The 13,989-nt window shown below is 60.3% G+C and carries 13 protein-coding genes; 7 read left to right on the plus strand and 6 right to left on the minus strand.

Annotation, left to right across the window (positions count from 1 at the left end; all coding sequences use genetic code 11):
• Positions 1-2 precede the first annotated feature (2 nt).
• Entirely contained in the window at positions 3-623 is a 621-nt protein-coding gene (locus BLR97_RS05870) for a 4'-phosphopantetheinyl transferase superfamily protein (protein ID WP_170832987.1), read from the plus strand.
• Here BLR97_RS05870 and BLR97_RS05875 read toward each other — a convergent pair.
• The 3 genes from BLR97_RS05875 to BLR97_RS05885 all read right to left on the minus strand — a co-directional run bounded on the left by BLR97_RS05875 (position 594) and on the right by BLR97_RS05885 (position 5,583).
• Complete coding sequence (locus BLR97_RS05875) at positions 594-2,870, minus strand: ATP-dependent DNA helicase (RefSeq protein ID WP_089703461.1); 2,277 nt, start codon at positions 2,868-2,870, stop codon at positions 594-596. The two genes, BLR97_RS05870 and BLR97_RS05875, sit on opposite strands and share 30 nt — an antisense overlap.
• Positions 2,867-4,558, minus strand: coding sequence for a VRR-NUC domain-containing protein (locus BLR97_RS05880; RefSeq protein WP_089703463.1), 1,692 nt, complete (start codon positions 4,556-4,558; stop codon positions 2,867-2,869). Before BLR97_RS05880 ends, BLR97_RS05875 begins: the two co-directional genes overlap by 4 nt.
• Positions 4,559-4,677: 119 nt before the next feature.
• Entirely contained in the window at positions 4,678-5,583 is a 906-nt protein-coding gene (locus BLR97_RS05885) for a helix-turn-helix domain-containing protein (RefSeq protein ID WP_089703465.1), read from the minus strand.
• Between the two features lie 346 nt (positions 5,584-5,929).
• Between BLR97_RS05885 and BLR97_RS05890 the strand changes: the two genes are divergently transcribed.
• The 6 genes from BLR97_RS05890 to BLR97_RS05915 all read left to right on the plus strand — a co-directional run bounded on the left by BLR97_RS05890 (position 5,930) and on the right by BLR97_RS05915 (position 12,182).
• Positions 5,930-6,976, plus strand: a complete 1,047-nt coding sequence (locus BLR97_RS05890; protein ID WP_089703467.1) for an NAD(P)-dependent alcohol dehydrogenase — start codon at positions 5,930-5,932, stop codon at positions 6,974-6,976.
• Complete coding sequence (locus tag BLR97_RS05895; RefSeq protein WP_244511246.1) at positions 6,945-8,447, plus strand: ABC transporter substrate-binding protein; 1,503 nt, start codon at positions 6,945-6,947, stop codon at positions 8,445-8,447. The genes BLR97_RS05890 and BLR97_RS05895 overlap by 32 nt, the downstream gene beginning before the upstream one ends.
• Before the next feature lie 3 nt (positions 8,448-8,450).
• Positions 8,451-9,347, plus strand: a complete 897-nt coding sequence (locus BLR97_RS05900) for a carbohydrate ABC transporter permease (RefSeq protein ID WP_089703472.1) — start codon at positions 8,451-8,453, stop codon at positions 9,345-9,347.
• Positions 9,344-10,174, plus strand: a complete 831-nt coding sequence (locus BLR97_RS05905) for a carbohydrate ABC transporter permease (protein WP_089703474.1) — start codon at positions 9,344-9,346, stop codon at positions 10,172-10,174. The genes BLR97_RS05900 and BLR97_RS05905 overlap by 4 nt, the downstream gene beginning before the upstream one ends.
• Before the next feature lie 72 nt (positions 10,175-10,246).
• On the plus strand, positions 10,247-11,011 hold the full coding sequence (locus tag BLR97_RS05910) for an SDR family oxidoreductase (protein WP_089703476.1): 765 nt from the start codon (positions 10,247-10,249) through the stop codon (positions 11,009-11,011).
• A 40-nt stretch (positions 11,012-11,051) separates the two neighbouring features.
• Positions 11,052-12,182, plus strand: coding sequence for an ABC transporter ATP-binding protein (locus BLR97_RS05915; protein WP_089703478.1), 1,131 nt, complete (start codon positions 11,052-11,054; stop codon positions 12,180-12,182).
• A 15-nt stretch (positions 12,183-12,197) separates the two neighbouring features.
• Here BLR97_RS05915 and BLR97_RS05920 read toward each other — a convergent pair whose 3' ends face one another.
• The 3 genes from BLR97_RS05920 to BLR97_RS05930 form a co-directional block, all read right to left on the minus strand.
• On the minus strand, positions 12,198-12,530 hold the full coding sequence (locus BLR97_RS05920) for a hypothetical protein (protein ID WP_089703480.1): 333 nt from the start codon (positions 12,528-12,530) through the stop codon (positions 12,198-12,200).
• Between the two features lie 72 nt (positions 12,531-12,602).
• The gene (locus BLR97_RS05925) at positions 12,603-13,640 is read right to left on the minus strand and encodes a histone deacetylase family protein (RefSeq protein ID WP_089703483.1); all 1,038 of its coding nucleotides are present in this window, start codon (positions 13,638-13,640) and stop codon (positions 12,603-12,605) included.
• A 27-nt stretch (positions 13,641-13,667) separates the two neighbouring features.
• Positions 13,668-13,982: a GIY-YIG nuclease family protein gene (locus BLR97_RS05930; RefSeq protein ID WP_089703896.1), complete on the minus strand. Its 315-nt coding sequence runs from the start codon at positions 13,980-13,982 to the stop codon at positions 13,668-13,670.
• Positions 13,983-13,989: the final 7 nt, after the last annotated feature.

Genomic DNA, 13,989 nt, shown 5'->3' on the forward strand with positions numbered 1-13,989 from the left:
CCATGAAAGCTCACCTCGACATGGTGATGGCACAAGCGCCCGCTGGTAGCAGCGGGGCTTGTTTGTCGCAGTTGGGAAGGGAGCTGCTCTCTCAGCTCGCCGCGGCGCGCGGCTTCCCCTGCCCAGTGGGTGAGTGGTCACCTAGAGGGTGCGGCGAGCCACGGCACCCTGCGCTTCTCCCGCCCTGGCGGGCGTGTCTCTCCCATCGCGGCCTGCGCGTTATCGCGGGGATCGCCACAGTGCCAGTGGGCATCGACATCGAGCAGGCGCGCTCACGGCACCGAGACCGGTTAAGCGGACTGGTAGCGTGCTTGCCTGAAGCTGATATACGCCGTGAAATACTGGCGTCAGCTGCCCCATTAAATATGTTCTATCGAGCCTGGACACTTCACGAAGCGTTATTCAAGCTCGATAGCCTCTGCGGTAAAACACCCAGCCATGTCCTAGACACACACCTTTCGCGGCTACTTCCCGGCGGGGGTACTCACGCTTGGCGATGGCAGCATGGAGACTGGACAATAAGCATCTGCTGCCAATACCGTTCACTACGCATTCGCTCGTTACCCAAGCTCTCCGTCCGCACAAGCGACGGCCTATTGAACTCCCCACCAACTGGGCAATAGCGCGCGCACGCTGGCCTGGGCAAAACGGTCATCCATCAGTACCACAACACCCTCATCGTCTGGACTGCGAATCACCCGCCCGGCCGCCTGCACGACCTTGATCATGCCGGGAATCCGATAGGTGTAGGCATCGCCCTGGCCAAAGCGTTCGGTTAAGCGGTTTTTAAGCGCTTCGTTAAAGTCATTAAACGGCGGCAGGCCCAGGGTGGCAATAAAGGCACCAATCAGGCGGTCGCCGGGCAGGTCGATGCCTTCTGCAAAGGCACCGCCCAACACCGCAAAGCCGATGCCTTCTCCGCCGGGTGCAAAGCGCGCCAGAAACGACTCGCGCTGCGCTTCCGGCATCCCGCGGGTTTGGCTGAAAACGGGCACTTCCGAGTGCGCCTGGCGAAACCGAGCCAGCACTGCCTCCAGGTAGGCAAAGCTACTGAAAAACGCCAAATAGTGGCCAGGCTTGCGCTGATACTGCTGCGCCATGGTTGCCACGATCGGCTCAATAGAGGCTTCCCGATCCCGAAAACGCGTGGAAATATCACGGCGAATACGCACCTCCAACTGGCGGGCGGCAAACGGTGATGCCACCTCCCGCCGCACCGTGCTCTCCGGTAAGCCCAACAGATCTCGGTAGTAGTGAGCAGGGGTCAACGTGGCCGAAAATAGCACCACCGTGTGCGCGGTGGTAAATCGCGGGGCCAGAAAATCGGCGGGGATCAGATTGCGCAGCCCCAACACCGCCCGCCCCCGGCCATGGCGAGTAAGATCGCATAGCGAATGCTCGCCAAAGCGCTCCGCCAGGCGGCAAAATGCCAGCGCCTCAAAGAGCACTTCCTGGAGCTCAGGGGTCGCGTCTTCGGGGTGTTCGCCCAGGTGATCGGTCATTGAAGCGCCCACCTGCTGAGTGGCAGCGACTAGCTTGTCGGGCAGCGCCGTTAGCAAGCGGTAGGCCGGTTTCCCCGGCTCGCCCTCTTCTTCTATTTCCGCGTCTTTAAACAATACCTGCCACTGACGGGCTAAACGGCCCAAGGGCCGGGAAAGCGCTTTGGGAGCAGAGCGGCGCAAGCGGTTTAGGCGTTGCTGGTCGAGTTCGGCGCTGTACATGCCGCGAGCGCGCTCAATCAAATTATGCGCTTCATCGACCAATACCCCCGTTCGCCAGTCGTTGGCCTGGGCCAGGCCATGGAGCAGGGCGTGGCTGTCGAACCAGTGGTTAACGTCGCCAACGATCACGTCTACCCAGCGCGCCAGCTCCTGACCCAGGTAATACGGGCAAACATCGTGGGCCAACGCCACTTCGCGCAGCGCGTCGCGATCCAGCCAACTTTGGTTCACTGCCGCCTGGCGGGCGGCAGGCAAGCGGTCGTAAAAACCGGCTGCCAATGGACAGGACTCGCCGTGGCAGGCGCGGTCGGGGTATTCGCAGGCCTTCTCCCGCGCCACCAGCTCCAGAACCCGCAAAGGACGTGTTTCATCACTAGTGCGCAGTGTCGCCAGGGCATCCAGCGCCAGGCGGCGACCGGGGGTTTTCATGGTGAGAAAGGCGATGCGATCAAGCTGCTGGCGGGGCATGGCCGAAAGCATCGGAAACAGCGTGCCCATGGTTTTACCAATACCGGTGGGCGCCTGGGCGAGCAGGCAGCGCCCGGTGCTAGCGGCTTTGTAAACGTCTTCGGCGAGTTCGCGCTGGCCGGGGCGAAACGTGGCATGGGGAAAGCGCAGGGTCTGCAGGCCACTATCGCGATCCTGACGGTGAACGGCCTCCTGTTCTGCCCAAGCGAGGAAGCGTTGGCACTGGTCGGCAAAGAACGCCTGGAGTTCGTCGGCAGTGGCTTCCTGGCTGATCAGGGTCTCTTTGCCGCTGGCAATATCCAGATAAACCAACGTCAAGGTAATCTGTTCCAGGCCACGCTCGGCACACAGCAGCGCGCCGTAGACTTTTACCTGCGCCCAGTGGAGGGCGCGCTGGTTTTCCGCCATGCGCTCCAGGCTGCCGCGGTGGGTTTTGATCTCCTCCAGGCGATTGGCCGTGGGGTCGAAACCATCGGCGCGGCCGGTGACTATCAGCCCTTCAAACTTGCCCGACAGGGGCAGTTCAGCAAGATAGTCTTCTCCCCGGCGGCTGGTCACCAGCGTATGCCCTTCCATCCCTTCGCGCGCACTGGGCGCCGGGGTAAAGCGGTGATCGAGATCCCCCTCCCGAGCAGTGAAGTCGCACAGCGCGCGCACCGCCACGCGATAGGTCGCGCTCATGGTTCAGGCTCGTCGCCAGTCGACCAGCTCACGTAACACACCGACACGGGCATGGCATGGCGGTGAAAAAACGTAAGCCAGCGGCGCTGGTTATCCTGCAGCCGATCACCGGGGCCTTTGACCTCAATCATCCGATAGCGTGGCTCGCCAACGGGCGCATCGGGCAAAAACTGAATCAGATCCGGCAGCCCGGCCCGGTTGGCCTTGAGATCCCCCAACAGCCGCTCAAAACACAAGCGCAGGTGCGCGGCGGGAATGCACGCCAGCGCCAGCTCAATGAGCGGCTCATCAACAATTGCCCAGTGTAAAAAGGGGGAGGCAAGGCCATTTTTCTCCCGCCAGGTCGACTGAATTATCTCGCGGTAACTGCCGTCTTCCAGGTGCGCCAGGCAAGCATCGAAGGCGTCTCGCCGACGCACAACGAAATCGTCGCGGTATAAATCCGCTGGGCCATTGTGGAAAGGATGGAAGAAAGCCCCTGGCAGTGGGGCGAAAATCGCCGGCCAGCAGAGCAGACCGAACAGTCCGGTCAGTAGCGCGTTTTCGACATAGTAGACCGGCGACCCAGGCTCGCTGAGATATTCCACCACGGCGCGTTCGACCCACTGCGGCCCAGGCCATGATAAGTCCCAACGCTCATGGGTGGGTTCCGGGACGCTGGCGACCGCAGGCAATTTAAGCCGCCGCCGCAAGCGGGGCAGAATCCGTGCCAGCGCCTGGTGTTCGGTTTCGTTAGGGCGGTTATTAAGCGCCTGAGCCGCCAGCTCAAACGCCGCTTGGTGGTCGCCCTGCCGCTCCAACACACGGCACTGCCGAATGCGCGCTTCGCTGCTGCCTGACTCGCTATAAAGCGTCAGCGCCAGCGCCACGTCACCGCTACGCTCCACCTCTCGGCCCAACTGGAGCAACAGCCTTGCGCGCCGCGTGGCCAGCCAGCGGTTATCCGAGGGCGGCGGCACCTCAAGATGAAGGTCGGCGGGCAGCTCTCCGACGTCCAGACGTTGGCGAAGGCGATGGAGCGCTAAATACGTATCCACTTCATGGCGCGACTGGAAAGCGCGGGACTCTGGCGTGAAGGGCACACTTTCAAAACGCTGGAGGCCAAGCTCGGTTAACACGAACTCGGCCCAGTCCTGGCGCAGGTTGCCAAAGAACATCAGCCGCAAGCGGTCGCAGGTCTCCATGACGTTCAGGCGAAGGACAGGATCTTTTGCCTCCGGCCACCACTGGCATAACCGCCTGGGTTCGCTGAGCTGGCTAGCCAAGGTGTCGTAAAGCACGCTTTTGGCACTGGATGCGGCAAGCCCGGCGGCGCGTATTTCTTTTGCAAACACCTGGCGCAACTCGGCAAGGCGTAGCTGGCGAAATAGCTCATCGATGTTAAGCGCGGGATCACACTCGACCCAGCCCAACGCGATCACGGGCGCCATCGCTTCAAAGCTGTCACCCACTTCGGCGTAGCTTAACTTGCTAAGCCGAAATAGCTCGCCTTTGCGCATCACCATGCGCACCAGTAGCGCTTGGGAGGCCTGCGGTAAGCTCTCAAACTGTTCAACAAAAGCGAGCTCGTCTGCTGCGAGCAGATCAGCGTGGCGCTCCCCCACCCAGGCCAGAACGAAGCGAAAGTTCGTCAGGTAATAGAAGGGGTCATCGAGCGAAGCGGTAGGCGTAGCGAAAGCACTGTTCATTTATCCATTGTATCAGTGCGATGCTATTTTGACAGTCTCGCCGTCATGGAGATTAAACAGCACTATGTCAGTTGCCAGTCTGCAAACGCTGACTACCCAAGCTTAATAACTCGTTACTGTCATTCCTTCGGCACAAGGTCAGCCGTGTTCTGCTGGTACTGGCGTGGCGTCATGCCCTTTAGCTCACGAAAGTGACGGTTGAAATTGGAAAGGTTGTTGTAACCCACCTCGAAGCATATATCGGCGATGGACTGCCTACCTTCAAGCAAGAGTCGGCAAGCGTGCCCGATGCGGATCCGCCTGAGGAAGGCAACGAAAGTGTCGCCGGTAGCGTGCTTAAAAAAACGCGAAAAGGAGGAAGGCGTCATGCCGTTATTCTCGGCCAATTTCGACATGCGCAGCTCTTCATGGAAGTGGTCGTGAATATAGCGCAGTACGGCATCGACCTGTTCGGTGGAGGCGCCCTTGGCATCCAGGCCGTACCCACGACCGGCCAGGGTATGGTACTCGCTCTGCGAGAGGCTGCGCAGAATGGTCAACATAGTCAGTAGCCTACCGGCATTGTCCTGCTCGCCCATCCTGACCAGCAGCTCGGCACAGCGTGCCGCTTCTTCCCCCTTGAACTCGACTCCCAAAGCCGAGTCCTCGATGAGCGTCGACAGGCAGTTGAGCTCCGGGCAGAGCGCCATCATGTGCTCCAGCCACTCGCCCTTGAACTGGAGGACGACGTCACGCCCCTTGATCACCGGTTGCGCGTCATCGAGCTCGCTAAACCAGGCGTGCGGAATATTCGGCCCCACCAGCACTAAATTACCGGGTTCGAAGCGGCCAATATAATCCCCTACAAAATAATGCCCTGCCGAATAACGGATGAGATGTAACTCGTACTCGGGATGGTAATTCCAGCGGGCAATAGGGGCGGGGAAATCATGGCAGTGCCAGTAGAAACTGAATTTCGGATCCTGACTGATGCACTCGAAAACAGGCGCACCAAGAGGCGTATCGTTGAGATGCGAAGTAATCATAGTTTATCAGTGCCTCTTTCAGCTATCAGCGATGCCTGGATAAGACGCTCATGCCTGATCTCTACTATCCTGAATTAAAGTGAGCCGTTGGCCTTTTATACTTTGGTCACAAAAAGTCTTGCGTCTTTCCCAAAGCACCACCTGAGCATGATGGAAAGTGCCATTTAAAACAGACCATTACCTACCACGCTGAGAAAGTCTGCAAAAAAGTATCATTGCCAAGAAAATTATAGCCTAGCGGTTTTTTCGACATGGCGCGTAGATTTGTTTTAAGCCTGAAGCGAGGTTAACTAGACCCAAAAAGGCCGGTTCTCGCCCCTTTTAAATACAATTAGAGAATAGCGTCATGAAAGCAAAAGCTCTGGTACTGGAGAAGAAGCGCGAACTGTCGTTACGAGAGATCGAGCTCCCCGGTCAGCTCGGCCCGGATGACGTTCGCGTGCGCATCCATACCGTCGGCATCTGCGGTAGCGACGTGCATTACTATACCCACGGCCAGATCGGCCCCTTCGTTGTCCGCGAGCCAATGGTACTCGGCCATGAAGCATCCGGTGTAGTGACTGACGTCGGCCGTAACGTAAGCCATCTTCATGTGGGCGAGCGGGTGTGCATGGAACCCGGCATCCCCGACCCCACCTCGCGCGCCGCCAAGCTGGGCGTCTACAACGTCGACCCCAGCGTCCGGTTTTGGGCCACGCCACCCATCCACGGCTGCCTGACGCCCGAGGTCGTCCACCCAGCAGCGTTCACCTTCGCACTTCCCGATTCGGTTTCCTTTGCCGAAGGGGCCATGATTGAGCCGTTCGCGATCGGCATGCAGGCGGTCGTTAAGGCGCGCATGCAACCGGGTGACGTCTGCGTCGTGACCGGCGCCGGACCGATCGGCCTGATGGTCGCCCTGGCCGCGCTTGCGGGCGGCGCCAGCGAGGTGCTGGTCTCCGATTTGGTTGAGGAAAAGCTAGCGATCGCGGCCCGCTACAATGGCATCACGCCGGTCAACGTTTCGCGGGAATCCCTGCGAGAAGCCGTCGACAGGCGTTGTGGCCACGACTGGGGCGCCGATGTGGTGTTCGAGGCCAGCGGCAGCCCTAAAGTCTACGACGACGTTCTGGCCTGCGCCCGGCCTGCCGGTGCGATTGTGCTGGTCGGCATGCCCGTCGAGCCGGTCACCTTCGACATCGTTTCGGCGCAAGCCAAGGAACTGCGCATCGAGACGGTGTTCCGCTACGCCAACGTCTACGACCGGGCGATCGACCTGATCGCTTCGGGCAAGGTAGACCTCAATCCACTGATTACGGAGACCTTTGATTTCGAACAAAGTATCGATGCGTTCGAGCGTGCCGCAAGCGCACGACCCAACGATGTCAAGCTACAGATCACGCTTGATACCTAACCCCGCCAGACCTGAACCCATAGAGAGGACAACAACAATGACCCAGTTCAAGCGTCGCGACATATTAAAAGGAATGGGTGGACTCGCCGGCTTATCGTTGATGGGCGCAGGCCCACTGCGCACGGCCCTGGCCCAAGGCATGGCCAGCGATGAGGCCTGGAAGCAGGCCAGTGGCACCACCATCCAATTCATCTCCGAGAACACGCCGCCGACCACCGCCATCGCCGCCAACCTGGCGTCTTTCCAGGAACTCACCGGTATCACCGTCAACATCACCGAAATGCAGTTGGGTGCCCTGGTACAGAAAGTTGCGCTGGACTTCGGCGCTGGGCGCAGCGCCTTCGATGTGATCTATGCCGATCCTTACCAGGTACTCGCGCCATATCACCGCGGCCTGGTCGATCTCAACACCTTCATCAACGACGACCAACAGCCGGTTGTGCCCAAGGGCATCGAGGACTTCATCCCCACGCAACTGGCCGCCGCGGGCCGTTTCAAAGACAGGGAAAGCCTGTATACCCTGCCCTACGACTGCCCGACGATGATCTGGATCTACCGGCGTGACCTGTTCGAAAAATACCACGACCAGATGCAGCAGGATCTCGGCTTCGACCCAACCCCCTCGGACAGCACCACCTGGGAGCAGTACTACCAGATCGCCGAGTGGTTCAGTAACGGCAACGCCAGCGAGGTTCAGTACGGCACCGGTCATCAGGCTCAGCAGTACGATTCGCTGATGTGCGACTTCTCCAACGTGCTGTTCGCCTACGGCGGCGATTACTTTGCCAACGGCCAGCAGGTCGGCCTACTCGGCACCGACTCCCCTGGCGCCTGCCAACTGACCAGCGAGCCCGCGATGGAAGCCGCGCGCTTCTACCAGAAGTTGCTCAAGGTCGCCCACCCCGGCAGCACCAGTTGGGATTGGACCGGCGTCGCCAACGCCTTCCAGAACGGCGAGTTCGCGATGATGCCAGAGTGGCACGAGTTCGCCGGCTCGCTGGAAAGCTCTCAGCTACAAGGCAAAATCGGTTACGCCCCGCTGCCCAAGGGCCCGGCGCGCAGCGCCAACCTGTGGGGCGGCACCGGGATCGGCATCAACGCCAACGCCTCTGCCGAAAAGCAGAAAGCAGCCTGGCTATTCCTGGTCTGGGCGACCTCACCACAGACCCAACTGATGGGGCTGAAGAGCGAGGTCGGCGGCGGCACGCCGACGCGCCAATCGGTTTACGCCATGCCCGAGGTCAAGGCCGCCAGCACCCCGCCCACCGACATGCCCAACATGCTCACGGCGGACACCATGCTGACCGCCTGGCAGGACGAGCACATCGGTTTAAGGCCCAAGATCGCCCAGTGGAACGAGGTCGACACGGTCATCTTCACCGAGCTTTCCAAGATGTTGGCGGGGCAGATGTCTCCGGAGGAAACCATGCAGAGCGCCAAACAGCGCATCGATCGCATCGTTGGGGCGTAACCCATGGCGCTGACGACCGGAAAACCCTCGGCGCGGCGACAGGGATTCGAGCTGGCGATGATGTCGCCAGCGCTTTTTCTGCTCGCCCTGATCACGCTGGTCCCGTTCTTCTCGATCATCTGGATGAGCTTCAATGATGTCAGCCTGATGGGCGGGCTGGCCTTCGAGTTCTCGGGCCTCGACAACTGGCAGCGGGTGTTCACGGATCCGGACATCCGCTCCAGCTGGCTGATCAGCCTGGTCTACTTCCTGGCCACGGTGGGCCTGGAGATGGTCATCGGCACCGTGATGGCGCTGCTGGTTTATAGCCTAACGCGGGGCAGCAACATCATCATCTCGCTGCTGTTGATCCCGATGTTCATCGCCCCGGTGATCGTCGGGCTGCTGGGGCGTTTCATGCTTGACCCCAGCCATGGCCTGTATGCCTGGCTACTCAATGAAACCGGCCTGTTCGACGGCAACATCCTGGGCAGCGTGGGTTCCGCGATGGTCGCGGTCATCCTCATGGACGTCTGGGAATGGACGCCGCTGGTCGCGCTGATCGTCCTCGCGGGGCTCGCCTCGGTGCCCGAGGACACCCTGGAAGCGGCCGAGATGGACGGCGCCAAGTACGGCCAGAAACTGCTCTATATCATCCTACCGTCGATCTCCAACATCCTACTGGTGGCGCTGCTGATCCGCGCCATGGACGCGATTCGCTTCTTCGCGATCATCTTCATCACCACCAACGGCGGGCCCGCGGATTCCACCAAGATCATCCCCATTAGGCTCTACGACATCGCCTTCCGGTTCTTTGATTTGGGCTATGCCGCCGCGGTGGGCATCACCATGCTGGTGTTCTCGATAATGGTCGCTACGGCGTTCACGAAACTGCTCAAACGCCAGGAGACGAGTTCATGAAAACCTCCAAACGCTGGCTGCCCCTCACGTTCAAAATCGCTCTGCTAACGCTCTTGCTGTTATGGACGCTGATACCGATCACCTGGATGGTGCTGTCCTCTTTCAAGCCAAACGACATCATCACCGCCGGTACGCCACGCGTCTTCTTTACCCCAACTCTGGAGCATTACACCTCACTGTTCAGCAGCGGCAACAGCCTCTGGCCTTACCTGCTCAACAGCCTGTTCATCGCCGGGGTCTCGACGCTGATCGCCGTGGTGCTCGGCTGCATGGCCGGCTTCGGGCTGTCGCGGATCAGGATCAAGGGCAAGCAGCACCTGGCCTTCTGGATCATCAGCACCCGTATGGCGCCGATCGCCGCGGTCATCGTGCCGCTGTACCTGCTGTTCCGTTACCTCTACCTACTCGACACCCACGCCGGCCTGATCGTCGCCTACCTGAGTTTCAACCTGCCCTTCGCCATCTGGTTGATGACCGCGTTCTTCGACGACCTGCCTCTCGACCTGGAGGAGGCAGCGATGATCGACGGTGCCACCAAGCTCCAGGCGTTCCGCTACGTCGTGCTGCCACTGATGACCCCCGGGCTGGTGACCACCGCTATCCTGTGCTTCATCTTCGCCTGGAACGATTACGCCTTCGCCCAGACGTTTTCCGGGCCCAGCACGCAGACCATTCCCATTGCCGCGGCGCAGTTGCTGACCCAGACCGGCATCGACTGGGGCAAGCTGCTGGCGATCGGCACCATCGTGGTCTGCCCGATGGCGATTGCCGGGCTGCTGGTCAAGCGCTGGCTGGTTCAAGGGCTGACCCTGGGCGCGGTGAAATAACTGGCCCTAAGACAACGGATCTACGGTAACGGCCCCGACAATAACGGCTCTACAATAAACAGGGAGACAACCATGAACGTGATGTCACAGTTCGATCTCAGCGGCAAGGTCGCCGTCGTCACCGGCGGTAACGGCGGGCTCGGAGAAGCATTCGCCCATGCGCTGGCCCAGGCCGGCGCTCAGGTCGCCATCGCCGCCCGTGGGCACGCGCGCAGCCTGGAAGTGGTCAAGGCCCTGCAGGACGCCGGGCACCGCGCCATGGCGGTGGAAGTCGACATTACCCAACCCGAAGCGGCTGACACCCTGCTCGACGAGGTCGAGGCCACCCTCGGCCCGGTCGATATCTTCCTCAACAACGCCGGCGCCTGCCAGCACGCGCCGGCGCTGGATGTCACCCCAGAGCGCTGGCAGGACATCTTCAATATCAACGTCCACGGGCTCTGGTACTGCGCCCAGGCCGCCGGACGGCGGATGCAGTCGCGCGGCGGCGTGATCATCAATATTGGCTCGATCTCGGCGATGATCGTCAACCGCCCACAGATGCAGCCCGCCTACAACGCCTCCAAGGCCGCGGTGCATCAATTGACCAAGTCGCTAGCCGCAGAATGGGCCCCCTTCGGCATTCGCGTCAACGCGCTGGCTCCCGGCTACGTCAAAACCAGCATGGCGCCGGTCGACGACCCCAAGTTCAAACCACGCTGGATCGACGACGCGCCCATGCAGCGCGCCGCCACTCCCGAAGAGCTCGGCCCCACCATCGTCTATATGGCCAGTAATGCATCGAGTTTCATGACCGGCTCCATCGTCGTGGTGGATGGCGGCTACACCCTCTGGTAACCACAATTCGAGTAACCGCCCGAACCGCAAGGAACCCGACATGGCAACGCTACAACTCAACAACATCGTCAAAGACTTCGGTGGCACCCAAGTCATCAAGGGGGTCGATCTAGAGGTCAAAGACCGCGAATTCGTGGTTTTCGTCGGGCCCTCGGGCTGCGGCAAGTCGACCTTGATGCGCATGATCGCCGGGCTCGAGAGCGCCACCAGCGGCGACATCTTGATCGACGGTGAACGCATCAACGACGTTGGCCCAGCCGACCGCGGTCTGGCGATGGTCTTCCAGAGCTACGCGCTTTACCCGCATATGACCGTCGAGGACAACATGGGCTTTAGCCTGCGCCTGGCCAAGGTGCCCAAGGCCGAGCGTCGCGAGAAAGTCCTTGCTGCCGCGCGCATCCTGCAACTCGAAGAGCTTCTCGACCGCAAGCCCCGCGCGCTGTCCGGCGGCCAGCGCCAGCGCGTGGCGATCGGCCGGGCAATCGTGCGCAACCCAAGCATCTTCCTATTCGACGAGCCGCTATCGAATCTTGACGCGGCGCTGCGCGTACAGATGCGCATCGAGCTGGCCCGACTGCACGAGGAGCTCGACGCGACGATGATCTACGTCACCCACGACCAGATCGAGGCCATGACCATGGCCGATAAGATTGTTGTGTTGCAGGGCGGCGTGGTCGAGCAGATCGGTTCGCCGATGGCGCTCTACCATCACCCACGCAACCGCTTCGTGGCCGGCTTCATAGGCTCGCCGAAGATGAACTTCCTGGGTGTCGAGGTTCGCGGGGCTGACGCTGAGGGGGTCGATGTGGTGCTGCCCGGCGGCGATTGTCGGGTTCCGGTCGAGGCCAACGGTGTCAGCAGCGGCGACACGCTGACGCTGGGCGTCCGTCCAGAGCACCTCACGCTCGATGATCAGGGGCCGTTGACGGGTAACATTTTGGTCATTGAGCGACTTGGCGGAGCGACCACCCTGTATCTAGAGAACGCTGACAGCCAATGGACATTGGTAGCCGACGGCGATGTCGCTCACCGGGTGCACGATCAAGTACGCTTTTCCTTCGATCCGGCCTGCGCGCACCTTTTCAATGGCAGCGGCGAGGCACTGCCCCACCGACACCGCCATCCGCTGGTCGCCATTGACCGTAAGGAAAACCGTGCACCGTCAGCCTGAAGGCTACGGCTGGCTTTACCCCACCTGGTGCTGTTTGAGCACGGCAAGGCTTTCCGCCTCGTTATCCGACACATCGGCTTTCTGCCGCGCGCCCGCTAAAACGTACCATTCGGCTTCCGTTAGGTAGCTTTCACACCAGCGGCCCAGCGCCAGCGCGGTATCGTCGCGGCTTTGCTCGCCACTGCGAAACGCATTGGCCAGATGCAGCAGGTCTTGGCGTGCCGTTCGCGCACGAGCATCACCGCCGTGCACTTTGGAAAGCGGACAGCGTCGGTCATAGGCAGCGTTGGTTAAGGCGTATAACCAACGCTCCAACTCATGTGCTTGAATACCGCCATAAACGGCCACGCATCAACTCCCTGCCCTGTTAAAAGGGCGTTAGCCTGCCCGAATTGTCTTCGGCTATCAACTGGCTACGTCTTAACTTATACCCTGTTTAAAGCCTTGTAGCACATTGACCACATTGATACCAATGTCATCCACGGCATAGCCGCCTTCCATGAGCAATACCGTTGGCAAGTCGGCGCTTGAAAGGCGTTGGCCTAATATTTCAAAATCGCTGTTTTTAAAGGTAAAAGCGCTAATCGGATCGCCTTCGAAGATATCCACCCCGAGCGACACGATAAGCATGTCACACTGGGTCTGTTTAATTTGCCCTAAGGCGTTGTCCAGTGTGGCCATCCAGGTGGCAACGCTGGTGCCCGGTGGCAACGGGTAATTGACGTTAAAGCCTTCCCCGCTTCCCAGCCCCGTTTCATCCGCATAGCCAAGATAGTACGGAAAAGTCACCTCGGGGTCGCCGTGCAGCGAGATAAACAGCACATCGTCGCGTTCATAAAAGATCTGCTGGGTACCGTTACCATGGTGAAAATCGACGTCTAAAATAGCCACGCGGCGTTTGCCTTGGTTCAACGCCCACTGAGCCGCCACGGCGGCATTGTTGAAAAAGCAGTAGCCGCCGAACTGATCCACCGCGGCGTGGTGCCCAGGCGGTCGGCAAAGACCATAGCTTGGCTCACCGGTGGCAAGCGTGTGCGATGTCGCACCCAAGGCGACATCTTTACTGGCCATGGCAGCTTCAAAGGTGCCCTCGGTGATAGAAGTTTCCGCCGCCAGGGCGTAATAGCCCAGCTTGCCACTCACCGTGTGAGGGATACGATCACCGCGCATCGTGCGAGCGGGCCAGATATTGGGAATCGCCTCGCCTTCGTGGCCAGCTGCTACCCATTCATGCCAACAGTCCGCTAAAAAGTTCACGTACCCGGCATCGTGTACCGCCAGCACCGGATCCAGTCCGTAGGACTTAGGCTCTCGCACTTCGCCCACCGCGGTTTTCTGGATGTGCTTTAACACCAGGTCAATGCGCTCGGGGCACTCGAAGGGAGCCACCAGCGTGCCGTCGTGCAGTTCTGTACGTGCTTGGCGCAATCGAGTGTTGTCTGAATGAAAAATGAGCATGATGTCTCCTGAAATCGCCAAACGTCGTTAGCCCTGATCCGTGGCATTACACTCGCTAACCACCCGCGTTAACTCCCTTGAGCAGGGCCACTGAGTGGCCCATTCACGTTTTCGACTCGGCGTTTGGCGCTTCAACGCATATTCAGCGCGGCTGGCACTCGCCCGGTCGGGAAACGGCTGCGCCCCCAGCAAAGCTAACGGTGGGTTGGCCCGCGTAAAGCGCGCGCCTTTGCCCGTAACGTGGGCGCGGTAGCGCTTCGCCAAATCATTGGTGATACCCGCGTATGTCCCGCGCTGGCATTCGAGTAAATAAAGATACCACTCGCCCTGCTGAACGGGCATGTTATTG

The organism is Vreelandella arcis (genome assembly GCF_900103865.1).
Taxonomy (GTDB): domain Bacteria; phylum Pseudomonadota; class Gammaproteobacteria; order Pseudomonadales; family Halomonadaceae; genus Vreelandella; species Vreelandella arcis.